A 23,079-nucleotide genomic window follows, 5' to 3' on the forward strand; every position below is an offset into this window, starting at 1 on the left:
CCGCGAGCAGAGCCTTGGCTGCACGAGCGAAACAGGCTCATCATCATCCTTCCGACCATGAAGATGCATCTTTATCTATTCATAGAGTAGAGATATGTCCCATAAGCAATGTTGAGCGAGCCATTAGAAATGCTTGATCCATGCTGAGGGTCGATCATGTCGCCATCGTCGGTGGGGGCTTCAGCGGCGCGCTGCTCGCGGTCAACCTGCTGCGGCACGGCACTGTCCGGGTCACGCTGATCGAACGCAGGCCGGATCGGCTGGGTCGCGGCCTCGCCTATGGCGCGGCGCACGCCGACCATGTCCTTAATGTCCGCGCCGCCAACATGAGCGCATTGCCGGACCAACCCGGACATTTTGCCGAATGGCTGCGGGCGCAGGCCCTGGGACAGGAAACAAGTTTCGCCCGGCGGCGCGACTATGGCGCCTATCTTTGCGCCATGCTCGATACCATGCGCGTTGCGGCCGGAGATCGGCTGACGCTGTTGCAGGACGACGCCGTCAACCTGACCTTAGCCAAGGACAGCGCCTTCCTGACGCTCAGGCCAGGCGGGACGGTCGCCGCCGACGTCGCCGTGATCGCCGCAGGCAACCTCCCGCCGCACGACCTGCCCGCCTTTGTCGGCCAAACGCGTCCGGCCTATGTCGATGATCCCTGGGCGGCGGACTTGGGGGCAGGGTTGAATGCACGGGATAGCCTGTTGCTGCTGGGAAGCGGCCTTACCGCGTTGGATTGCGCCTTGAGTCTCGAAAGCAGCGGCTTCAGGGGCAGGATCATCGCCCTCTCGCGCCGCGGCCTCGCGCCCCATGCACATGCCCCCGCGCAACCCTATGCCGCGCGAAGGGAGCGACCGAGCGGCCCAGCCTCCGCACTGGTGCGCGCCATCCGCGCGCGGGGCGCGGAGATTGGCTGGCGCAACGCCGTGGACGAGCTTCGCCCCTTCGCCCAGGACATGTGGCGCGCCGCCAGTCCCGACGAGCGCGGCCGTTTCCTGCGCCACCTGCGCCCCTATTGGGACGTGCATCGCCATCGCATCGCACCCGAGGTCGCCGCCCGGCTCGATGCCTTGCGGACCGAAGGGAGGCTGGAGGTGCGCGCGGCGAAAGTCGTCGCGGCGCAAGCGGATGGCGATGGGCTGGCCGTGGATTTGCGCCCGCGCGGCCATGCGGCGATCGAAACCCTACGGGTGGCGCGCACCGTCAATTGCACCGGGCCGCTGGGCGACCTTCGCCGGGTGAAGGACCCTTTGCTCCGCAACCTGTTCGACCGCGGCGACATTCGTCCCGATCCGCTCGCCATCGGCATCGACGTCGATCGCCAGTGCCGCGCCATCGATGTTCATGGGAATGCGCAGGAGCGCCTGCTTATCGTCGGACCGATGACGCGCGGCGCCCATTGGGAAATCGTTGCCGTCCCCGACATCAGGCGGCAGGTCTGGGCGCTCGCGCGCCAGCTGACCAGCGCGCACTGGGTCGAGGCAGAGGGTCTTTAGAACGGTTTTCGATCTGATTGGATCAGATCGAAACCGTTCTAAAGCCCTTTGTTTGCCGCGATTTCTTAACCAGCGATCGATTTCGATCGCTTGGAAATCGCTCCAGCGCACGCCTATTTACCCAAATCATAAATGATCGAGGAGTCCGCGTTGGTCGCCTGCGCCGCCGCGCCCTAACCATGAAGGGATCGCTCATCCCGAAAGGCACGGCATGACTCAGCAACGGCACATCAAGCTTGGCTTCATCCTTCATGGTGTCGGGCGCACCTGGAATGATTGGCGGCATCCTGAACGGGACGTCAACGCCAGCACCAGCCTGTCCCATTATCAGCAGTAGGCGGCAGCCGCCGAACGTGGTAAGTTCGACTTTCTGTTCGTGGCCGACAGCCTGTCGATCACCGAAAAATCCAGCCCCCATTATCTCAATCGCTTCGAACCGATCACCATCCTGTCGGCGCTGGCCGCCACGACATCGCGCATCGGCTTGGTCGCCACGCTGACGGTCAGCTATTCCGAACCGTTCAACGTCGCGCGGCAATTCGCTTCGCTCGATCATCTGAGCGGCGGACGTGCGGGCTGGAATGTCGTCACTTCGTGGCTGGGCGACACTGCCGCCAATTTCAGCAAGACCGAGCATCCAGCCCATGCCGTTCGCTATCGCATCGCCGCCGAATATCTGGACGTGGTCCAGGGACTGTGGGACAGTTGGGAGGAGGGCGCCCATGTCGCGGACAAGCAAAGCGGACAATTCGTCGATTCGGACAAGCTTCACCGGCTGGACCATCAGGGCGAATTTTTCAGGTGCGCGGCCCGCTCAACATCAAGCGGACGCCTCAGGGGCAACCCGTCATCTTCCAGGCCGGCGCGTCCGACGACGGCCGCAGCTTCGCTGCCCGCCGGGCCGAGGTGATCTTCACCCATGCGCCCACGCAGGAGGACGGGAAGGCTTATTATGCCGACGTCAAGGCGCGGGCCAAAGGCTTCGGCCGCGATCCCGAACAGCTTTTCATTCTGCCCGGCATCGCCCCGATCGTGGGCGATACGGACGAGGATGCGGAAGCGCGCTATCGCGAACTGGCTGCGCTGGAATCGATCGAGACGGGGCTGGGTTTCCTGTCACGCACGTTCAACGATCATGATTTCCGCCAATATGATCTGGACGCGCCTTTCCCGGACGTCGAACATATTGGCCTCAACAGCCAACAGAGCGGCACGCTGCGCATTCTAGCCGAAGTGCGCGCTGAAAATCTGACGCTGCGACAGGTGGCCGAGCGTCTGGCGACGCCGCGCGGCGCCTTCGTCGGCTCACCGGAGACGGTTGCGGACAGGCTGCAGCAATGGTTCGAAAGCGGCGCGGTCGACGGCTTTGTGTTGTTCGAACCGCTCCCAGGCCAGCTTGACCTGTTCGTCGACACGGTGATTCCAATTCTGCAGGCGCGCGGCCTGTTCCGAACCGATTATAAGGGGACGAATTTTCGCGAGCAGTTGGGCCTTGCCGTGCCGGACAATCGCCATTCTTCCGCCAGCACACAGAGAAGCGCCGCATGAAGCGGCCGGCGCGCGCGCACGAACGTCGGTTCTCCGATTCGATCTCCGATCGTTCGGCAGAGCAGCGAAAATATCGTCTACCGTGACATTGCCGTTGCCGCACCGATGCGAAAGCGTTTCGCCTGGGCGGCGAGTTGTGCGGCGTCATCATGAAGGGATTGGGCGCCGATCACCGCCTTTTCGATCATCGAGGCATTTTGCTGGGTCGCGCGATCCATTATACCGACCGTGCTGTTGACTTCCGTAATCGCGTTCGACTGCGCTGCATTGTCGTCCGACATTTGCGCTATCAGCGCATGGACTCGTTCGAATTTGGAGGACACGCCGTTCAGGGTTCCATCTACCCTTGTGACAGCCCCCACGGCTGCCGCAATTTCGGACTGGGTGGCCAACAGCCCCTCGCGCGCTTTCCTGGCCTCCTCCTCGGCCCGCATCGCCAGCGCCCGGACGAGGTCGGCGACCACAGCGAAGCCGCGCCCGGCATCCCCTGCCCGACCGGCTTCGACAGCCGCATTCATGGCCAGCACACGGGTCTGGAAGGCGATCTTGTCGACGCCTTCGATGACCGCATCGATGCCCCGTGCGCTTTCATGCACCAGATGCATGGTGCGCACCGCATCGCCGGCGCCCATTTTGCCCTGCCCCATGGCCACAAGTGCCTCGTCGGCAATGGAGAGCGTTTCCCGCGCGCCCGAAGCGGTCGCCTTCACCCGATCCTCGACCTGCCCCAGCGTCACCGCCGCCTGTTCGAGTGCGGCCGCATTGCTCTCCATCCGGCGCGCCAGCCCTTCCGAAGTGTCGGCGATATCGCGCGAACCGCCCTTGATGGTGGCTGACGCCCGGACAATCGATCCGATGGTTTCGCGCAGATTGGCAAGCGTCTCGTTATAGGATTTTTCGAGCGAGGAGAATGCCGGGGGCAGGCCGCTCACATTTTCTGCCAGATCGCCCATCGCCAGCCGCGCCAAGGCCCCGTCCAGCTTTGCGATCGCCTCGTTCCGCTCGATCGCGGCTTCCTCGAAATAGATGGATATCGACAATTCCATGTCCAGCAGCGCTGCCTTCACGAGGGCCGCCGTCATTCCGCCGCCGCCGCGCCTGCGCGCAAACAGCCTTTGCCACGTCGATGCGGCACGATCGACCGCACGGATAATTTCTTCGAGGATGAGAGAATAGCCACCGATATACCAGCGGGGTTCAAGCCCGATGCGCGCGTGCACGGACCCGATCCGCCGGACACTGTCATGATAGGCGGCATCGAAACGCGCATCGACAATGTGCATCCAGTGGCAAATTTGTGCCGACCGCGCCGTCGCCATATGCGCCGTGTCGCGAAAGAAGAGCGCCGTATCCGGCGTTGCCCTGGCGCGGTCATAGAAGCGATCAAGGGCTGGGCCGATGCACCGTTCCAGGATCGGCCTGGAGGCCCGGAGGAGGAGACGCTGCTTCTCGTCCAGTTCGAAAAAGCAAAGCCGTGCCCCTATGTCCGCGCCACTCATCATTCATCCCCGCTCTGCGATCAGACCTGATTTCATGATAGGATGGGAAAGGCGGATCCGGTCATCGCAGGCGACGAATCTTGGGGGCGATCCAGGCCCTCAGCGCTCCCGGCCGCGCTTTTCCGACCCGCATAAGGGAAACCCCTTAGTTGGAAGGAAATCCCACATATAGCAGGAGATCGGCGGAGTTCGGGGGACGGTCTCTACCATCTGAAAATTGCCATGCCGTATCGGTTTGGACATCATGATCGAGAGCGTATGTGAAAATGTTCACTGACACAGACGACGCTGTCAATATGATTGAAGTATCGGACAGGGAATTTGAGTTCACATTGAAATTACGGGTAGAATGCCCGAACACTCTTTGGAAAGCCGCCGCCCATCATTGCATGAACGCCTTCGACTATTCTCGGGACGACATGATCGACCTCATCGGACCTGCCGAAGATCCGTCCATCGAAGATTGCCTGATGATGCTCGCCCTGCCGGCGCGGATGGGCGGGTGCACCATGCTGAGTACGGCAATAGATACCGCCGGCGCGACAAAGCGTATCCATGGCTGATCCGGCAGCCCGGATCAGCCTCTCCCCACCTTCCAGTCAATCGATGGCGGACACGCCCACCAGTCCGTAAAGCGGCATACGAATGCCGTTGACGCCGAGCATGATATCGGTGCCACTGCTCACCACGTCGGTGACTTTCGCCACCGAATTGATCGTCGCATCCAACTTGTCGCCGCCAGCGGTCACCGCCGCCAGCGACAAGGTGTAAGCCCCGTCCGCGGCGCGGGTGCCGTCTGCCTTAGTCCCATCCCATTCGAACCGGCCTTGCGCGGCGGGGTCCAGCGTGACCGTGTTCACGACCTTGCCGGAGGAATCCGTTATGGTGGCGGTGATCGAACCCGGCATCCCGTCGACATAATAGGTCCAGGCGGCGGGGTCGGCGCCAAGGCCCGCGACGGCGGAGTCGAACCGCGCCTCCTTGCCGATGAAGCTCGACGCCTGCGACATCTGCTGGGCGCTGAGCTGGGACACGATGTCCTGCAACGAAGCACTTTGCTGGATCGCCTGTTCGACCTGCGAATATTGCACAAGCTGCTGCGTATATTCCGACGTATCCATCGGATCGAGAGGGTCCTGGTTTTGCATCTGTGTGGTCAGCAGCTTCAGGAACATGGTGTAATCGGTGGACAACCCGGCCAATTGTGAAGTGGCCGGGTTCGAGGCAGTCGTCGTCGTGTTGACCGTCGTCATTTCATTCATCCTTACGCCATGAGGTCGACCTGACCACTGACGCGCAGCGGCCGGTAATGAAGATCGGCAAGCTCATCGCCGCCATTGTCGAAGACAGTATGCGCGCCCTGTTCCTGCTGGCCGCGTTGCCCGCCTTGTCCGGAACCGGCACCCTGCCCCTGATCGCCCGAACGCGTATCGAAACGGAGCGACTGGGCATCGTGGCGCACGCCCGCATCGGCAAGCGCCCGATTGAGGTCGCCGCTCTCGCGTCGCAGCATATCGAGCGCGGCCGGACTGTCGGCCGACATGATCGCACGCAGCGTGCCGTCGCGATCGAAGGACAGCCGCACGTCGATACGCCCCATCTCGCGCGGGTCGAGACGGATCAGCAGGTCGTCGCGGTCGCCCTTCGCCGCCCTGGCGATCTCGACACCGATGTCGGCGCCGATATGGCCAGGCCGGGCCTGCACGACTGGCGACATGGCCGCCGCCTGCAGCACAACGGGATAGGGGCTGACGGCCGGGATGTTGTTAGCGGGCGCCATCGCCTGCGTCAGCAAGGGGGACGGCAGCGCCCCGTCCGCCTTCACCATATTCAGGGTCAGGGCAGGGCCTTCTGGTGCGACCGGAACCTCGCCGCGCAGGGGATGGGCATTGGCAGGCGCAGCAGCGGATCGCCCGTCTTCCTCCGCCGGCGCTTTCGGCATCGTCTGCATTTGGACGGCGGGCCGCGCTTCAGGCCGGGCCGCAACGACAGGTAGCTCTTCAGGCTCAGCCTTCGATGCTGCCGCAAGCGGCATCTCGTCATGGACCGCATCTTGTTGCAGTCTGTGCCCGTCGCTGTCGGGCACTGGCTGCGCGACGGCCATCACTACGCTCTCCATCGACGCCGACACGGGTATCGGTGCGTTGTTCTGACCTGTCGGAGCGACATCCCGATCCGAGGCCACGTCCTCTTTCCCGGAGATTTTACCCTTCGCCTTGACGGTTGTTTCCGATGGATCGGCGATCACCGGATTTGGCTGCGTCCCTAAGATCGTCGGAAGATCATGCGCTACAACCTGTCCTGCCGCGGATGGTAGCCCATCAGCGGATTCCGTGGCTGCATCCTGGTCCGCGGGCGCGACGCCATTGGACGAGGGCGTCGCTGGATCGGCGGGCACGACCGTCGGCCGACGCACCGCCAGCGCGATGGTGTCAGTCGCGTCCAAATGAGGTTGAGGAAGCGGAGCAGTCTCCGCTTCCCTGCCGGGAACAGCCGAAAAGTCTGACGAAAAGTCCGACTTGTCCGCCATGTCGCCGGCGGCGGGCATCGCTGACGGGCCGGTTTGAACCGCCGCGGGGATTGACGCTGCTCCCTCCCCGCTCGTCGACAGCAAATCGACCAAGGCGCCAAAAGCCCCTGCCATGGCGGGTGATGTCGCGGCGACCTCTTGCGGCAACGCGGCGGCTGTGGGCGTCGGAACGGATAAAATCACGGATGCTGCTGGCATGGTCTCTCGATCTTGTGGCGACACGCGCTTCCATTCTGTCATTATAGAGGGGTCCGCGCCGCGCCGGTCGCGTCAGCCGATCGTTCCGAGGCTACGCAGCCGCGCACGGGCATGGACTTCATTCTGCGACAGCACGACCGTCGCCGGACGCACCCGCTCGATGATCGAGCGGACGAAGGGGCGGAGCGGCGGGCTGGTGAGCAGGCAGGGTATCTCCCCCTGCGTGGCGAAGCGGTCATAGGCGTCGCGCACGGCGGCGATGAACGCCTGAAGACTGGACGGCGCCATGGCGAGATGGCGCTCATCCCCCTGCCCGACGATGCTCTCCGCAAAGGCATCGTCCCATTGACTGCCCAGCGTGATCACCGGGATGGTGCCGTCATGGGTCTGCTGCGCGGAAATCTGGCGGGCGAGACGGGCGCGCACGTGCTCTGTCACCTGCGTCAGGCTGCCAGTCATCGCCGTCGCCTCCGCAATGCCTTCCAATATGGTCGGGACGTCGCGGATCGACACGCCTTCGGCCAGCAGGTTCTGCAACACGCGCTGCACCCCGGAGATCGAGATTTTCGCGGGAATAAGGTCGGCGATCAGCTTTTCGGCATCCTTGTGGACCTCGTTCAACAGCTTCTGGGTCTCGGCATAGGAAAGCAGGTCAGCGATATTATCCTTGACGATTTCGGTGAGATGGGTGGTGACCACCGTGCCGCAATCGACCACGGTGAGGCCGCGAAACCCCGCTTCCTCCCGCATGTCGCGGTCGATCCAGAGCGCGGGAAGATGGAAGACCGGCTCCTTGGTCGGCTCGCCCATGATGCCCAGATCCTGGCCCGCCGCGTTGATGACCAGCAGCTTGCCGATGCGCAGTTCACCGCGCGCAATCTCGGTTTCCTTGACATAGACGACATATTCATTGGCCTGGAGCGCCATATTGTCGAGGATGCGGACCGAGGGCAGCACGAAGCCGAAATCGATCGCCATCTGCCGCCGCAGCGCGCGTACCTGATCGTCGAGACGCGGTTCGGCGCTGGCATCGTTGATCATCGGCAACAGACCATAGCCCAGTTCGATGCGCAGTGCATCGATGGCGAGCGTGCGAGCGATCGGCTCCTCGACCTGCGGCACCTGCTGCTGCGCGGCGACGTCCTCCATGCGGGCCTGCACTGCCGCCGCTTCCGCCTTTTTCGTCATGCTCCAGGCGAGCCATCCGCAAATGCCGCCGAACAGGGCGAAGGGTGCGAAGGGCAGCCCCGGCATCAGCGCCAGCGCCAGCATGAGCGCGGAGACGACACCGAACGCCTTGGGATAACGACCAAGCTGTTCGCCCAGCGCCGCGCCAGTCTTGCCCGAAATGCCGCCCTTCGACACCAGCAGGCCGGCGGCGGTCGAGACGATCAGCGCCGGGATCTGGCTGACGAGGCCATCGCCGACGGTCAGGATGGTGTAGGTGGTGAAGGCTTCGCCAAAAGGCACGCCATGGATGGCGACGCCAATGATGAGGCCGACGACGACATTGATCGCGGTGATCAGCAGCGCGGCGACAGCGTCGCCCTTCACGAATTTCGACGCGCCGTCCATCGCGCCGTAAAAGCCGCTTTCTGCCTCGATTTCAGCGCGGCGTTCCTTCGCCTGCGCTTCGGTGATGGTGCCGGCATTGAGGTCCGCGTCGATCGCCATCTGCTTGCCGGGCATCGCGTCCAGGCTGAAGCGCGCGCCGACTTCGGCGATGCGCCCCGCGCCCTTGGTGATGACGACGAAGTTGATGACGATCAGGATCGCGAAGATGGTGAGGCCGATCACCGTCTCGCCGCCCATCAGGAACTCGCCGAAGGCCGCGATCACCCCGCCTGCGGCATGGTGCCCTTCATGTCCATGTCCCAGGATCAGGCGGGTCGAGGCCAGGTTGAGACCCAACCGCAACATGGTGACGATCAGCAGGATCGTCGGGAAGCTCGACAGCTGGAGCGGCTTGTCGATGAACAGGGCGGTCATCAGGATCAGGACCGAGGCCGTGATCGACAGCGCCAGCCCAAGGTCCAGCATCCAGCCCGGCATGGGCAGGATCAGCATCGCGATAATGCCGGTCACGCCCAGCGCCAGCGCCAGGTCGCGATTGGGGCCGAGACGCACGATCATCTCGTCGAACTTCGCGGGGAGTTGGACTTTCATGGGAAGGTTCCGATGAGAGGGGAGGAACGCGGAGGTTCAGGTCGAACGGAAGCGGAGGTGATCGCGCGTTGTTCAGTGCCGCAGCAGGCCTGGCGGCGGCGTGAAGTCTTCCGTCAGGAAACTGCGCAGCTTGTTGCGGATCGTCCGCACCGAAATGCCGAGCATGGCGGCCGCGCTGGTGCGGTTGCCCCGGCAGCGGTCCAGCGTCTGGAGGATGAGCGCGCGTTCCACTTCATCGACGCTATGGCCGACCAGATCCTCGACCGCGGCGGTCATCGCCTGGTTGGCGGCCCTTTCACCGCGCAGCCGCGACAGGACGTCGGGCAGGTTGACCGCGACATCCACGACGACAAGGTCGCCCACCGTCCGGCGCCAGCGGCCAAACGCCTCGTAATCCGCCGCGCCGACCGCGATGCTGGCGGCCGACCCGCGCACCATCTCGACGGCCAGGCCCATGGTCTTGTTGAGATCGCCCACCAGCAGCAGGCGGGTCGGGTCATGGTCCGATGCAGACATCAACGCTCCTGTCGCACGATTTCGGTGAGAGTGATGCCGAGCGCGCTGTCGATCAGCACGACTTCGCCACGGGCGATCAGGCGGTTGTTGACGAAAATGTCCACCGGTTCGCCCACGCGGCGGTCGAGTTCCACCACCATGCCGGGCTTGAGACGCAGCAATTCGCCGATATCCATGCGCGCGCGGCCCAAAATGGCCTGCACCTTGACCGGCACGTCGAACACCGCCTGAAGGTCATCGGGCGTGGGCGGCGTGGTGGGACGCGGCGACCAGTTGGGGTCGGCATTCATTTCCACGTCATCGGCACCGTCGGTCAGATGGGCCGGCGTCAGCTGCCGGGGTTCCATATCTTCACTCATTGCATCCCCTTTCATGCGTTCATCCATTGGCGGATCACCGAAGCGGATTCGGCCGGTCCGGCGGCGATGGCGTCGCCGATGCGCTTCAAGGCCGACAGCTTGATCCGCCCGTCGATCTGGGCAAGCGCGATCTCCTCATCGAGCAGCGGCACATCCTGCGCCCGCATCTCCTCAAGCGCCCGAATCGCCTCCTCATCCCCGTCAGCCGCACGCTGAGCGAGCGCCGCCATTTCATCATTTTCCGGCGTCAGCAGATGTTCTGCCGGCTCCACCCCGGCCTCGACCGGCGCGACCTTGGGCCGTAGCATTCGGATGGCGAGCAGGATCACGCCGCCGATCAATATATATTTGGCAAAGTCGAGCAGATTAGCAGCGGTCAGGCCGAAAGGCAGGCCGCCATCGGTATCCTCCAGATCGCCGGGCGCGGCGAAGCTCATAGTCTCCACGACCACGCTGTCACCCCGTTCGGCGTCGAAACCGACGGCATTTTCGACCAGGCGCTGGAGCCGCTGGATTTCCGGCTGCGGCAGGCCCTTGGCCCCGCCATCCACCATCACCGCGACGGTCAGGCGCGATACCTTGCCCGGCGATCGGACGCTCACCTTCTGGGTGCGGCTGTTCTGGTAGGTAATGTCTTCTGAGGTTTCATTACGGGCGGAGCGGCGGCTTTCGCCTCCCGTGCCGTTGATCGCGGCCTCATTGTCGGGCAGCTGCGCGCCCACTGTCACGCCCTGCGCGCCGGCGCCGCTTTCGTCATTCTGGTCGCTGGATTCGACCGTGACCTGATGGGCCACGACCTGGCTATCGGGGTCGAACGTCTCCGCTTCCTCCCGCACCTGATCGCGTTCCAGCACGGCGGCGACTTCGGCGCGGACCTTGCCGGTGCCGACGATCGGCGCCAGCATCGCCTCGATTTCCGAGCGCAGCTTGTTCTCGACGGCGGCCTGCCGCTCGTCGACCTCGGATGATCCTGCGCCGCCGCTTTCTCCGGCACGCGCCAGCAGCGCGCCCGATTGGTCGACGATCGACACGCTTTCGGGCGAGAGTTCCGGCACGGCGGATGCGACAAGGTAACGGATCGCCTGCACCGATTCCCCCGGCAGACGGCCGGTCGTCTTGACCGTCACCGCCGCGGTCGCCTTGCGTCGCTCGGTTTCGAACATGGCGCGCTCGGGCATGACGATATGGACCCGCGCCCTGGTGACGCGCTCCAGACTTTCGATCGACCGGGCCAGTTCGCCTTCGGTCGCGCGGGTTTCATTGAGCTTCGCCCGCGAGGCCGACATGCCGAAGGGCTGTTCGGCATCCAGCACTTCATAGCCGATCTTGCCGCCCAGTTGCTGGCCGGCCATCGCCATACGCAGCTCCGGCAGCTTGTCGACCGGGGCCATGACCGACGTGCCGTCAGCCGAAATCTGGAAAGGAACGCCCTGTCCCTTCAGCTTTTCGCTGATCGCCTGCGCGGCGGAGGGGTCAAGGTCGGTGTAGAGAAAGCCCATTTCGCTCGATGGGCTTCGCAGGGCCAGATAGCCGATGCCCAACACCAGGGCGGCGGCGACGCTCCCCATCAGCAGCGCACGACGAGGGCCGATCTGCTCGATAAAATTCCGCAAAGCGTTCAAGGCTGCCTCTTTGTGAGAGAGTGGGCGGCCCCCCTGGCCGTCCCCCTCATCATTATAGGAGGAGCGGCTAGGCAATAGTTGCCGGAAGCGGGAAAAGTTTACGCCTCCCCGCCCTCCCCGACCAGGCCGCCAAGTTCGCGCGCCACCGCGGCGCGGCGTGCGGCGGCATCCACGATCAGGCCGCCTTCGGCCCAGCCGATATGGGCATCGTGCGGTGCGATTTCCGCGTCCGGGACGATTGTGATGCTAAGTGCGCGACGCTCCCCGGCGCGGCGTTCCGCCACCAGCCGCTCGACATCCTCCAGGCTGTCGGGATGGACCCGGATCAGCAAGGCTGTGCCGCGCGCCACCTGTCGCAACGCCCGGCCCAGCGCCTCGTCCACAGCCCGGCCCGGCTCCTGCCGGATCACATGGCCGGCGATCATTTCCGCCGCGATCAGCGCGATCTCGGCGCCCTCCTGCATGATGCGTTCGCTTTCCCGCGCCCATTGGCCGCCAAGGTCGTCGAGCGCGGCATGAAGCGCATCGGTGGCGGACAACATCGCTTCGGCCCGCTCGCCCCGCGCCTGCGCCAGACCCTGCGCCACGCCCTCGGCACGGACCTTGAGCAGGGCCACGTCCTGATCCTGGCGCATCTGTTCGATCCGCTCCTGGAGCGCCGCGATCTGCGCGTATAGTTCCTCGACGGGCGGCGCGACCGATCCTTCCTCTTCGGGCGAGGCGCCGAAGCGGAACACCCGGTCGAAGCCGAAGGGCTTTATGGAAATGGCAGCCTCCATCATGGCTTCAATAGATCATCGCATCGTCGCTCTTGGGATCGACGAGCATGATTTCGCCCCGATCGCCAAGCGACTTGGCAAGACGCACCAGCGACGTCTGCGCTTCCTCGCACTCGCGTGCGCGCACCGGCCCCATCGCCGCCATATCGTCACGCATCAGCTTGGCGGCGCGCTCGGTCATGGCGTTGAAGAAGATCTGCTTCATATCTTCCGGCGCACCCTTCAGCGCCAGCGCCAGATCGCGCTTGTTGCTGTTGCGCACGATCGTCTGGATCGCCCCCGGCAGCAGATTGGCCAGATCCTCGAAGGTGAACATGAGGGCGCGGATGCGCTCGGCCGAATCCGGCGCCTTGTCGTCCAGCGCGACCAGCATCGCTTCCTCGGTCGAGCGATCGAGCGCGTTGAACAATTCGGCCATCGTCTCATGCGGGTCGCGGCGCTGGGCGCGGGACAGGTTGGTCATGAACTCGCTCTTCAGCGTCTGCTCGACCTGAAGGATCACGTCCTTCTGCACCGTGTCCATCTTGAGCATCCGCATCACGACGTCCGTCGCCAGCTCGCGGGGCAGTTCGGCCAGCACGCGGGCGGCATGGTCCGATCGCAACTTATGCAGGATGACGGCGACCGTCTGCGGATATTCATTCTTGAGATAGCCCGCCAGCACGGATTCGCTGACGTTGGACAGCTTGTCCCACATGGTCCGCCCGGAAGGACCGCGAATATCCTCCATAATCTCCCGGACGCGGTCGGCGGGCAGGATGCCTTCTAGCAGCCGCTCCGCCGTTTCGAACGAGCCATGGAGCGAGGCCATGCTCGACACCTCGCCGGAAAACTGCACCAGCAGATGCTCGACGACCACCGACGGCACGCGGCCCAATTGCGCGATGGCGGCGGAAAGTTCCTTGATCTCCTCGACCGACAATTGCTCCCAGATCGGGCCGCCATGATCGCGACCCAGCGCCAACATCAGCGCGGCAGCGCGCTGAAGCCCCGAATATTTCTTCAATTCGGGCGGCTCGCCGATCTGCGGCGTCATCATGTTCATCTGCGCATATTCCCCAAAATATTGCCCCGGCGGCGGACCTGATCGGGGCTGCATTCCTCTATCTTATAGGATAATGCCGGCAGCTTCCGGCGATGGAGGATCGCTTGACGATAAATTTATCCAACGGCCTGGTCGGCCTTTCCCTGCTGGGCGGCACCAACGGCTTCACATCCTATTATGGCACGGCGATCGAAACCCCGGCCGTGATCGCGGCGAAGAAAGCCTTCACCCTGCCCGAAACCACGCCGCCCTGGCAGGAGGAGCCAAGCGATGCGCCGCTGAGCACGCAGATCGCGGCGATCAAGCGGCTGAAGACGATCATCGACACCAGCAACGACAATGGACTGGCGGATCTGCCCGACGTCCAGACCGCCTTCACCACCTATAAGGCGCTGGACGCGCTGCGCCTGCTGGCGGAAAGCGCCGCCAAGACGACCACGTCCGCAACCGAGCGCACGGCCCTGCAAAAGGTCTTCGCCCAGGGGCTGAGCGACTTGCAAACCTATCTGGGTCAGGCCGAAACCGATCTGCTGACGCTCAATTATGGCCTGGTCACGCGCCGGACGGAAAGCATCGGCATCCAGCCGGTCGAAAATACGGGTAAGGTTTACGCCGAAGGCGTCAGCAGGACACGCGACGCGGCGCTGGCGGGTCTCAGCGGCAATGAAGTCTTCAGCATCGCGCTTACGCGCGGCACGGTGACGGAAACGGTCAGCATCGACCTGTCGACCACGACGCAGCCCCCGACGCTCGACAGCGTGGCCGAAGCGCTGAACGCCGCCATCGGCGCGACGCCCGCACTCGACGTCAGCGGCAATCCGATCTTGGACGCGAACGGTAATCCCACCACGCAATGGAAATCGCGTTTCGCGGTCGAAAAGACCGGCGACACATGGGGCCTCGTATTGACGGCTGCGGGGATCGAGAAGGCCTCGATCGATCAGCTCAACTCTGCCGATGCGCTGATGATCGCCAGCGGACGCACCGCGACGGACGGGCCGACATCGGCGCAAATGTTCCGCATCGACGATCCCGCCTCCGCGCTCGCCGCCGAACGGCTCAGCACGATCAACGCCATCAACAGCAAGGCGACCGCACAGGCGCAGGCCGCGGCGGCCAATGCCGACGCGGAGGATGAGGATACGGCCAAGCCCATCGTCTATGCCGGCACCACAGCCCGCGCCATCGCGACCGATGCGCAGGGTTTCAGCTATGTGGTCGGCACCACCGCCGGCGATCTCGGCAGTTCACTCTCGGACGGCGCCAACGACCTGTTCCTGACCAAGGTCGACAGCGAAGGCCAGGTCGTCTGGCAACGGAGCCTCGGCGCGGCTGGCACGGGTGAAGGCGCGGCCGTCACCATCGCCGCCAATGGCGATATCGTGGTTGCCGGAACGGTCAGCGGCGCCTTCAACGGCAGCGACGACAGCCAGACCGACATGCTCGTCGCGCGCTTTTCTGCCAACGGGGTGCAGAGCTTCGCCACCTCCATCCGGCAGGTCGGCAACGAAAGCGCGACCGCCGTGGCGGTGGGCGATGACGGCAGCCTCTACGTTGCAGGCCGCGCCTCCACCGGCGGTGGGGATGCGGTCATCGTGAAGCTCGACGCCACCGGAAAGATCCAGCAAAAGCGGACCATCGATAGCGGCGGATCGGACTCAATCACGGCTCTCGCCATCGACGGGTCGGGCGAATTGCTCGCCCTCGCCAAACGGGGCGCCGATGCCACGCTGATGCGGATCGACGCGCAGGCCCTGTCCACCGATCTGGGTTCGGTAAGCCTGGGCGCCGTCGACGCGCGCGCCATCGCTGTGTCGGACAGTGGCGAGATCGCAGTCGCCGGCGCCACCAGCGTGGCCGTCAACGGCACCCAGGCCAATGGCATGAGCGGCGGGCGCGACGCCTTCGTGACCCGGATAGCCGCTGATCTTTCCTCGGCCAGCACCAGCTATATCGGCACGACCAATGACGAACAGGCCGACAGCGTCACCTACATGAACGGCGCGCTTTACGTGGGCGGCCGCACGAACGGCGCGCTCGAAGGCGCCAAGAGCGGCAAGGTGGACGGCTTCATCGCACGCATCGATGCCGCTACCGGCGCGGTCGAGGATGTAGACCAATGGGGACTCGTCACTCATATGGTCGAGCCGGTGAAGATCACCGCCGTGACCGGCGGCGCAACAGCGCTCGGCGCGATCGGCCTCAGCCGGGGGACACTCAACCCGGCCGTATCGGCGACCATCTCGACCCAGACGACGTTGAAGGAAGGCAACAAGTTCAACCTCCGCATCGATGGCGGGGCGGTACGGACCGTCACCATCGGCAAGGATGAGACGATGGCGACGCTGGCCCAAAAGATCCAGCGCATCGCAGGCGTCAACGGCACCGCCAGCGCCGCCAAGGTGGACGGCGAACAGGTGCTGCGTATCGACGTCAAGACCGGCCACAGCATCGAACTGATCGCCGGCCCCGACGGGAGCGACGCGCTCGCCAAACTCGGCATGGCACCCATCCGGCTGGTGGCGGCGCCCCCCAAGGATTCCGATGCGCCCAAGGTGACACCAGGCGGCACCTACAGCCTCAATCTGACCGAGCTGCTGAGCCTGACCGACGCCAAATCCGCCAGTGCCGCACTGTCTCGCGTCAACGCCGCCCTGTCGATGACCCAGAGCGCCTATCGCTCGCTTTACTGGGATTCCGCCAAGGAAGCCCAGGTCAACGGCACGATCACCGGTTCGGGCTCCGCCTATCAGCAGGCCCGGCTTGCGCAATATCAGGCTGCCCTCTCGCGCCTCTCCGTCTGAAAGGATGACGACCAAAATGACATCCACCCCTTCCCTGCTCGCCGGCATCAGCCAGTCAATGAAGCATCTCTCCGAGCGCCAGCGGGTGATCGCGGAGAATATCGCCAATGGCGAAACACCCGGTTTCAAGGCCCGGACCGTCGAAGCCCCCGACTTTTCGTCGCTGGTCAATGTCTATGGCGGCCATGGCGGGAAACCCCGCGTCAGCCGACCGCATATATCTCTGTCGAGCGGGATGGCGGCCCTAGGGGCGAGAGCGCCGCAGGCGGCCAGCGGCGTGATACTGGAAGGCGACATCAGCGAAACCAAGCCTGATGGCAATAATGTCACATTGGAAGACCAATTGCTCAGGATGGGCGAGGTCCAGTCCGACTTCGCCGCCATGACCAACCTCTACCGCAAGCAGATCGGCCTGTTGAAAACGGCCATCGGGCGGGGCTGACTCCCTCCAACAGGGGTCGTCATGAAGGGGGCCGCGCACCTTTGTCACGCGCATTTTCCGATTTGCGCCGTTCATCTTCTGGAAATGCGGGGGCGATAGGAGAGGAAATGGGAAGCATCCTATATTGCCGTGAACGGCCCTGGCCGAGAAAGGCTGCGTCAATCAGCGACGCGACGAAAAAAATGTGACGGTTTGTGAAATTTCCGGGAAACATCGGCCCCATAGCGCGTTCTGCACCGCAAGTCCGGGTCACTCATGAACTGCGATATATTTCCTATAGGATGATGAAAATCAGAACGCCGCAATTGGTATCCTTTACAATTCATTGACCAAAAGCGGACGCCATGGGATGATCGCAGCCAGGGGAGTGACGGGCTGTTCCTGGAAGATTCTGCGTGCAGAGGGCAAAATGACACAGAAAAATAGCCGTTCACGTCCCAAAAACATTAAAAACATTAGAGTGAAGACCGCCTTGCAGCCGATTCCAGGCATCGACATTTTCCGCACATTCATATTCCCGAACAATATCCGGGACTATCGGAAGAAGAAGAATATCGGTTCGTTATTGCAACTCGCGCAGGCAATTCCGACCATCACCTATATTCGTCTGTCGAAGATCGAACGCGGTGAAATCTTTGCGCGAGCCGACGAAATCAGGGATATCGCCGCTGCGCTGGGCGTCGAGCCGGAACGGCTGTTGATAGACATTGATGCGCCTGCCTTCGACATTGCCGCCTGGGCCGGGGAGTTCCAGGCGCCCGGCAGCGTCGATCTGCTGGCGGACAGCCTCGCCGTGCTGGTGGCTGCCAGCGTGCGCGCGCGCCGCGCGGCCGAGCCGTCCCTGACGATCGCCGCGCTTGAACTGGATTATGGCATTGCGCCGGTCATCCTGTCCCGCGTCGAAAATGCCTACAAGCCGATCGACCGATGGAGCGCCGACATCCAGCAGGCGCTGTGCCGTCTGCTTGGCGCCGTCGATGCCGAGGAACTGGAGCAGCATGTGATCGCCGCCCATGCCCGAGGGGATCTCGACGCCATTTTGCCGCTGGTCGCCAACCCCGAAGCAAGGATCAGCAAAACGCGGACGAAGGTGTTGGCATTACGGGACGAACTGGTCGCACGGCCCACCCCCGCCAAACGCCGGAAAGTGCGCGCCGCGCAGCCGGCGCTGACGAACGTCGTGCCCGGCACTGCGTCCGCGCTGGTGCTGGACGCCATCCATGCATCGGACAATGCGACCGTTCGCCTGGTTCCGGTCTTCGGCGCCCCGCTGAACGATGGCCTGATCGCCCGGACGGCCACTGGGGAACAGGTGGAAGCACCGCGCAATGCCGGCCCGCGTGCCTATGGCCTGCGCATCTGCCGGCCGACATTGGGGTCCGGTCTGCCGGGCCGCTCCATCATCGTGGTCGATCCGGATCGGTTTCCATCGGCCGGCGGACTCGCCGTCATTCGCGAGGAAGAAGGTCTGCGACTGCTTTCCGTCACGTTCGACCGGCAGGGTCGGATGCTCGGCTATAGCGAACATCCCGACCGCGAGATCGCGATCGACGACGTCGCGCCGGAATATGTCGCCACGGTCCTGTCGGCCCAGTTCGAATAAGATTGATCCCGGTCCGACATCGCCCCCTCCGATCCTCTATAATGGAGATTGGAGGGTGATCGATCGACCTATGTCCATTCCCGGCATCATCAAGTCCACGCTTGGACGCGCGTCACGCAGCCCTTCCTCGCCCGTCCTCGACGGATTGAGCGGGCTGTCACCGCGGCAGCGGCTGCAACGCGCCATCGATGACATCCGCGGGACCATGCGTCCGACCGATCGCCTGGCGCTGCTGCTGATCGACCTCGATCGCTTCAAACTCGTCAACGACCTGTGCGGCCCGGCCAAAGGCGATGCGGTGCTGAGCATCGTGGCCCATGATCGGCTGGGGCGGATGAACGGCGTCCACACACTGCATCTGGCCGCCGACGAATTTGTCTGCCTGCTCCCCTTTGCCGAGGCGCAGGAAGATGTCGCGGTCAGCTTCGCGCAGCAGGTACAGCAGGTCATCGGTGAGCCGATCCATATGGGCCAGCATGTCATCCACCTGACGACATCCATCGGCCTGGTGACGGAGGATGGGGCAGGCCGGCCCGCCGACGATCTGCTCCACGCCGCATCGATCGCATTGTCCCATGCGCAGAAGGCCGGCGGTGACATGGTCGGCCGTTTCTCCCCCGACATGTTCATCGACCTCGGCAACCGGGCCGAGCTGGAAAATGATCTGCGCTCCGGCATGATGCGAAGCGAGATCCTGCCCTATTATCAACCCATCGTGCGGCTCGACAGCGGGCAGCCCAAAGGCTTCGAGGCGTTGGTGCGATGGCATCATCCCCGCCAGGGACTGATCGGTCCCGATCGCTTCCTGCCGATCGCAGACGATATGAGGCTGGATCGCGACATGCTATTCATGCTGCTGCGTCAGGTCTGTCGCGATGCGCGCAAATGGCCGCCGCATTTTACTGTGTCGATCAACATGTCGCCGTCACAGCTCTGCGATCCCGGCAATGCGGTGATGCTGCTCCAGATCCTGTTCGCGTCGGGACTGGCGCCGGGACGGCTGATCGTGGAGATCACCGAAAGCGCACTGATCCACAATCTGGCAAGCGCACAGGAAACCATCCGTTCGCTGCGCAACACGGGAATCCGGGTCGCGCTCGACGATTTCGGCACGGGCTATGCCAGCCTCAGCCGCCTATGCAATCTGGAGATCGATCACCTTAAGATCGACCGTACCCTGATCCAGTCGCTGAACCGGGAGGCCGGCCGAAAGCTGGTGAAGGCCGTGGTCGATCTGGGTCGCAGCCTGTCCATGCCGGTCACGGCAGAGGGCATAGAGACACCGGAACAGGCGCAGTTCCTGCGCGATCTCGATTGCGCCTTCGGGCAGGGCTATTATTTCGGCCGTCCCGCGCCCGCCGCGCAGACATTGGCCCTGGGCAGCTGACAGCACCAGACCGGCAACGGGTGCGGTCGATGCCGCGCCCGTTGCCTTCCGCCCCCGTCCTTCAATATTCGGTGTTGAAAGATATGGGCGTCGCCAGCTCCATTTTCGCCAGATCGCCGCGCGCGCCATAAGTATAGGCGCGATTGCCCGCCAGCCGCCGGGCTTCATTGGCGATCGCCGTCATCATCTCCATCGACAGGTCGATCTGGCGTTCCAATATGCTGGCGTTGGTCGTCGATGCGGCGCGCAGGCCGGCGAGGCATTCGGTCAGGCGCTCGCGCGTGTCGACGTCCATTTCCTCGGCCCATTCGGGGTGATGGCGATTGCGGCGCGCCAGCATTTCCTCCAGCCTCGCGACCAGCCGCGCCTTGGCCACCGCCAGCTGGGCCAGGTCCAATGCGCGCTCCAGTCCGCGCAGCCGCTGCGTCTCCTCATTCATGATCACCGTCAGGGAGGTCATGATGTCAATCATTTCATTGGGCATCGCGTTGTCCTCCCTGCATGTGGATAATCTGGGCCTCCACCGCCGAAGCAAGGCCAAGGCCGCGTCCTTGCGCGATTTGGTTCCCGATCTGTTCGGCCAGGATGCCGCGAAACATGGTCTCGCCCGCCCCGCCGCTGAAGTCCCCGTCCATTTCGACCGATTCCATCATGATCTTGGCGATCTGCCCGGCGAAGACGCCCTCGAACTCGCGCGCGACCTTTGCCGCCCCGCCGTCGGCGCGGGGCATGGCCGGCGGCGTGGTCGATATGGGATTGATGGGCCCCGCCATCTTATTGGACCGCGATTTCGGCTTGCAGCGCACCTGCGCTGCGCAGCGCCTGGAGGATGGTTATCAGGTCGCGCGGACTGACACCCAGCGCATTCAGCCCCGTCACCAGCGACTGAAGCGACGCACCGCCCCCCAGCATCGCCAGCGAGGCGCCGTTGCCGTCGTCCGCCACGATCTGGGTGCGTGGCAACGTCACGGTCTCGCCATTGGAGAAAGGTCCCGGCTGCGACGCAACCGGGTTTTCGCTGACGCTGATAGTAAGGCCGCCCTGCGCGATCGCGACCGGACTGATGCGGACGTCGGTGCTCATGACGACCGTGCCGGCCGCTTCGTTGATGACGATGCGCGCGGGCTGGTCGACCTCCACCGTCATATTCTCGACCCGAGTGACGAGATCGACGACCGAGCCGGCAAAGCCGCCCGCCGGACGAATTTCCACCGTCGCAGGGTCCAGCACCTCGGCGACGCCCGGAATCTGACGGTTGATGGTGCCGGCTATGCGGTCCGCCGTAGTGAAGTCGGGATTTTTGAGCGCAAGCTTGAGGCTGGTCGCGGACTTGAGCGCGAAGGGCACTTCCCGCTCGATGATCGCGCCGCCCGCGATGCGCGCGGTGGTGGTAACGCCCCGGCTGAGGCGCGCCGCGGCCCCCTGCGCCTTGAAGCCCGACACCGCGACCGGCCCCTGCGCCACGGCATAGATTTCGCCGTCCAGCGCGCGCAAGGAAGAAACAAGCAGCGTTCCCCCTTGAAGACTGGACGCATCGCCCAGCGCGGACACCTGCACGTCGATGGTCGATCCGGCGCGGGCGAAGGGCGGCATGGTGGCCGTCACCGACACGGCCGCGACATTCTGCGTCAACATCTGTGTACCGCGAATATTGACCCCCATGCGCTCCAGCATCGCCTGCAACGTCTCCTCGGTGAAGGGGATGTTGCGGATACGGTCGCCGGTTCCCTGCAGACCGACCACCAGGCCATAGCCGACCAGCTGGTTGGGCCGCACATTCTGGACATCGACAATATCCTTGATGCGCGGCGTGGGACCGGCCAGCGCCGGAATCGGTGCCACCGCCGCGCAGAGGGCGGCAAGAGTCAGGATCGGCGATCTCGTCATGGTCTTCATCTTAGTCCTTATAGGATGATGGAGGGGGGAGCGGGGCGTGGCGCGCGTGCAAATTGGGCGCCGATCCGCATCGTCGTTCGCGCGGAGGCGAGGATGACGATGGAGGAGGAGCCATCACGCGCCTACTTCCCCCGCTTTGCCAGCCGCATGACGTAACCGATGATTTCGGCGACGGCGGCATAATGTTCGATGGGAATGGGGCGGTCGATATCCACCGTGGCATAAAGCGCGCGGGCGAGCGGCGGCGCTTCCACGATGGGGACGTTCGCCCCCGTGGCCGCCTCGCGGATGCGCAGCGCGACCGCATCAACGCCCTTCGCCACCACCACCGGCGCGGCCATGGCGCCATGATCATATTTCAGCGCAACGGCATAATGGGTCGGATTGGTGATGATGACGCTGGCTTGCGGCACAGCGGCCATCATGCGGCGGCGTGCACGCTGCATCTGGATCTGGCGGATCTTGCCCTTGATCTTGGGGTCGCCCTCGCTCTGTTTATGCTCATCCTTCAGTTCCTGAAGGGTCATGCGCATCCGCTTGATGAAGGCGCGGTTCTGGTAGATGAAGTCGGCAATGGCGAGCAATGCGACCAGCAGGGTGACGGCGCGGATCGCTTCGAACGCCATGCGCCCCGACGCCAGACCAAGCGCGCCGGGCGTGTAGCCGACCAGCTGATCCAGACCGCCGAAACGCGGGCGCAGCACCAGCAGGACAACTGTGACGATCGCGCTGAACTTGGCGAGGGTCTTGGCAAATTCGACCAGCGCGCGGGTGCCCAACAAACGCTTGAAGCCCGACATCGGGTTGAGCTTGGACCATTTGGGTGCGATGCGCGACCAGCTCAACGTCACCTGTCCTTGCAGGAACAGCGTGCCCAGTGCGCAGGCGAACATCACGCCCATGACCGGCGCAAGGCTCAGCGCGACATGACTCAGTATCCCGGCAGTCAGGTCGCGCGCGCCATGGCTGTCGAGGCGAAAATCGTCGGCGCTGCCCCAGAGACGGATAAGCAGGCTGCCAAGCCCCGCCAGCGCCGGAATGCCGATCCAGCCGATCACCACGGTCGCGCCGACCATCATCGTGGCATGGCGCATCTCCGGCGCGATGGCGACATCGCCCTTCCTGCGGGCATCCTCCAGACGCTTCTGGGTCGGGGCATGGGTGCGCTGATCCTTGTCGGCCTCGGCCATGG

General features: G+C 64.0%; 19 protein-coding genes and 1 pseudogene. 7 read left to right on the forward strand and 13 right to left on the reverse strand.

The window, feature by feature from the left end; all coding sequences use genetic code 11:
* The first annotated feature begins 140 nt into the window (after positions 1–140).
* Positions 141–1,493, forward strand: a complete 1,353-nt coding sequence (locus AC58EF_RS20905; protein ID WP_497278336.1) for an FAD/NAD(P)-binding protein — start codon at positions 141–143, stop codon at positions 1,491–1,493.
* A gap of 211 nt (positions 1,494–1,704) precedes the next feature.
* A pseudogene (locus tag AC58EF_RS20910) lies at positions 1,705–3,041 on the forward strand (LLM class flavin-dependent oxidoreductase).
* A gap of 77 nt (positions 3,042–3,118) precedes the next feature.
* Here AC58EF_RS20910 and AC58EF_RS20915 read toward each other — a convergent pair.
* On the reverse strand, positions 3,119–4,540 hold the full coding sequence (locus AC58EF_RS20915; RefSeq protein ID WP_497278337.1) for a protoglobin domain-containing protein: 1,422 nt from the start codon (positions 4,538–4,540) through the stop codon (positions 3,119–3,121).
* A 260-nt stretch (positions 4,541–4,800) separates the two neighbouring features.
* Here AC58EF_RS20915 and AC58EF_RS20920 point away from each other — a divergent pair, with 260 nt between their 5' ends.
* Positions 4,801–5,103, forward strand: a complete 303-nt coding sequence (locus AC58EF_RS20920) for a hypothetical protein (protein WP_497278338.1) — start codon at positions 4,801–4,803, stop codon at positions 5,101–5,103.
* 36 nt (positions 5,104–5,139) lie between these two features.
* Here AC58EF_RS20920 and AC58EF_RS20925 read toward each other — a convergent pair whose 3' ends face one another.
* The 8 genes from AC58EF_RS20925 to fliG all read right to left on the reverse strand — a co-directional run bounded on the left by AC58EF_RS20925 (position 5,140) and on the right by fliG (position 13,746).
* Entirely contained in the window at positions 5,140–5,793 is a 654-nt protein-coding gene (locus AC58EF_RS20925; protein ID WP_497278339.1) for a flagellar hook assembly protein FlgD, read from the reverse strand.
* Between the two features lie 11 nt (positions 5,794–5,804).
* Complete coding sequence (locus AC58EF_RS20930) at positions 5,805–6,644, reverse strand: flagellar hook-length control protein FliK (RefSeq protein WP_497278341.1); 840 nt, start codon at positions 6,642–6,644, stop codon at positions 5,805–5,807.
* Positions 6,645–7,340: 696 nt separating this feature from the next.
* A complete protein-coding gene (flhA, locus tag AC58EF_RS20935) occupies positions 7,341–9,434 on the reverse strand; it encodes a flagellar biosynthesis protein FlhA (RefSeq protein ID WP_497278342.1) in 2,094 nt (697 codons plus the stop codon).
* Positions 9,435–9,506: 72 nt separating this feature from the next.
* Entirely contained in the window at positions 9,507–9,950 is a 444-nt protein-coding gene (locus tag AC58EF_RS20940; RefSeq protein ID WP_497278343.1) for a helix-turn-helix domain-containing protein, read from the reverse strand.
* Entirely contained in the window at positions 9,950–10,240 is a 291-nt protein-coding gene (gene fliN, locus AC58EF_RS20945) for a flagellar motor switch protein FliN (protein WP_497278436.1), read from the reverse strand. Before fliN ends, AC58EF_RS20940 begins: the two co-directional genes overlap by 1 nt.
* A gap of 80 nt (positions 10,241–10,320) precedes the next feature.
* Entirely contained in the window at positions 10,321–11,931 is a 1,611-nt protein-coding gene (gene fliF, locus AC58EF_RS20950) for a flagellar basal-body MS-ring/collar protein FliF (protein ID WP_497278344.1), read from the reverse strand.
* A 98-nt stretch (positions 11,932–12,029) separates the two neighbouring features.
* Positions 12,030–12,713, reverse strand: a complete 684-nt coding sequence (locus AC58EF_RS20955; protein ID WP_497278345.1) for a FliH/SctL family protein — start codon at positions 12,711–12,713, stop codon at positions 12,030–12,032.
* 4 nt (positions 12,714–12,717) lie between these two features.
* Positions 12,718–13,746 (reverse strand): flagellar motor switch protein FliG, encoded by a 1,029-nt coding sequence (fliG, locus tag AC58EF_RS20960; RefSeq protein WP_497278438.1) that lies wholly within the window; start codon positions 13,744–13,746, stop codon positions 12,718–12,720.
* Between the two features lie 113 nt (positions 13,747–13,859).
* Between fliG and AC58EF_RS20965 the strand changes: the two genes are divergently transcribed.
* The 4 genes from AC58EF_RS20965 to AC58EF_RS20980 all read left to right on the forward strand — a co-directional run bounded on the left by AC58EF_RS20965 (position 13,860) and on the right by AC58EF_RS20980 (position 19,991).
* Positions 13,860–16,559 carry an NHL repeat-containing protein gene (locus AC58EF_RS20965; protein ID WP_497278347.1) on the forward strand — a complete coding sequence of 900 codons (2,700 nt, stop codon included), beginning with the start codon at positions 13,860–13,862 and terminating at the stop codon, positions 16,557–16,559.
* Positions 16,560–16,575: 16 nt separating this feature from the next.
* A complete protein-coding gene (locus tag AC58EF_RS20970; protein ID WP_497278348.1) occupies positions 16,576–17,001 on the forward strand; it encodes a flagellar biosynthesis protein FlgB in 426 nt (141 codons plus the stop codon).
* A gap of 472 nt (positions 17,002–17,473) precedes the next feature.
* Positions 17,474–18,604, forward strand: a complete 1,131-nt coding sequence (locus AC58EF_RS20975; RefSeq protein ID WP_497278349.1) for a helix-turn-helix domain-containing protein — start codon at positions 17,474–17,476, stop codon at positions 18,602–18,604.
* Between the two features lie 55 nt (positions 18,605–18,659).
* Entirely contained in the window at positions 18,660–19,991 is a 1,332-nt protein-coding gene (locus tag AC58EF_RS20980) for a putative bifunctional diguanylate cyclase/phosphodiesterase (RefSeq protein WP_497278350.1), read from the forward strand.
* 61 nt (positions 19,992–20,052) lie between these two features.
* Here AC58EF_RS20980 and AC58EF_RS20985 read toward each other — a convergent pair whose 3' ends face one another.
* From AC58EF_RS20985 to flhB, 4 genes are all read right to left on the reverse strand, one after another.
* The gene (locus tag AC58EF_RS20985; protein ID WP_497278351.1) at positions 20,053–20,451 is read right to left on the reverse strand and encodes a flagellar biosynthesis protein FlgN; all 399 of its coding nucleotides are present in this window, start codon (positions 20,449–20,451) and stop codon (positions 20,053–20,055) included.
* A gap of 13 nt (positions 20,452–20,464) precedes the next feature.
* Positions 20,465–20,764, reverse strand: a complete 300-nt coding sequence (locus AC58EF_RS20990; protein WP_497278352.1) for a rod-binding protein — start codon at positions 20,762–20,764, stop codon at positions 20,465–20,467.
* 1 nt (position 20,765) lies between these two features.
* Positions 20,766–21,878 (reverse strand): flagellar basal body P-ring protein FlgI, encoded by a 1,113-nt coding sequence (locus AC58EF_RS20995; protein ID WP_497278353.1) that lies wholly within the window; start codon positions 21,876–21,878, stop codon positions 20,766–20,768.
* 131 nt (positions 21,879–22,009) lie between these two features.
* Positions 22,010–23,077: a flagellar biosynthesis protein FlhB gene (gene flhB / locus AC58EF_RS21000; protein WP_497278354.1), complete on the reverse strand. Its 1,068-nt coding sequence runs from the start codon at positions 23,075–23,077 to the stop codon at positions 22,010–22,012.
* Positions 23,078–23,079: the final 2 nt, after the last annotated feature.

The sequence above is a fragment of the Sphingobium sp. WR1 genome (assembly GCF_059693745.1).

What these genes read in the sequence shown, in the direction of transcription:
- flhA (WP_497278342.1), bottom strand. Translation starts at nt 9,434, where the DNA reads ATGAAAGTCCAACTCCCCGCGAAGTTCGACGAGATGATCGTGCGTCTC.
- AC58EF_RS20905 (WP_497278336.1), top strand. Translation starts at nt 141, where the DNA reads ATGCTGAGGGTCGATCATGTCGCCATCGTCGGTGGGGGCTTCAGCGGC.
- AC58EF_RS20925 (WP_497278339.1), bottom strand. Translation starts at nt 5,793, where the DNA reads ATGACGACGGTCAACACGACGACGACTGCCTCGAACCCGGCCACTTCA.
- AC58EF_RS20970 (WP_497278348.1), top strand. Translation starts at nt 16,576, where the DNA reads ATGACATCCACCCCTTCCCTGCTCGCCGGCATCAGCCAGTCAATGAAG.
- AC58EF_RS20955 (WP_497278345.1), bottom strand. Translation starts at nt 12,713, where the DNA reads ATGATGGAGGCTGCCATTTCCATAAAGCCCTTCGGCTTCGACCGGGTG.
- AC58EF_RS20930 (WP_497278341.1), bottom strand. Translation starts at nt 6,644, where the DNA reads ATGGCCGTCGCGCAGCCAGTGCCCGACAGCGACGGGCACAGACTGCAA.
- fliG (WP_497278438.1), bottom strand. Translation starts at nt 13,746, where the DNA reads ATGACGCCGCAGATCGGCGAGCCGCCCGAATTGAAGAAATATTCGGGG.
- flhB (WP_497278354.1), bottom strand. Translation starts at nt 23,077, where the DNA reads ATGGCCGAGGCCGACAAGGATCAGCGCACCCATGCCCCGACCCAGAAG.
- AC58EF_RS20990 (WP_497278352.1), bottom strand. Translation starts at nt 20,764, where the DNA reads ATGGCGGGGCCCATCAATCCCATATCGACCACGCCGCCGGCCATGCCC.
- AC58EF_RS20985 (WP_497278351.1), bottom strand. Translation starts at nt 20,451, where the DNA reads ATGACCTCCCTGACGGTGATCATGAATGAGGAGACGCAGCGGCTGCGC.
- AC58EF_RS20995 (WP_497278353.1), bottom strand. Translation starts at nt 21,878, where the DNA reads ATGACGAGATCGCCGATCCTGACTCTTGCCGCCCTCTGCGCGGCGGTG.
- fliN (WP_497278436.1), bottom strand. Translation starts at nt 10,240, where the DNA reads ATGAATGCCGACCCCAACTGGTCGCCGCGTCCCACCACGCCGCCCACG.
- AC58EF_RS20915 (WP_497278337.1), bottom strand. Translation starts at nt 4,540, where the DNA reads ATGAGTGGCGCGGACATAGGGGCACGGCTTTGCTTTTTCGAACTGGAC.
- AC58EF_RS20940 (WP_497278343.1), bottom strand. Translation starts at nt 9,950, where the DNA reads ATGTCTGCATCGGACCATGACCCGACCCGCCTGCTGCTGGTGGGCGAT.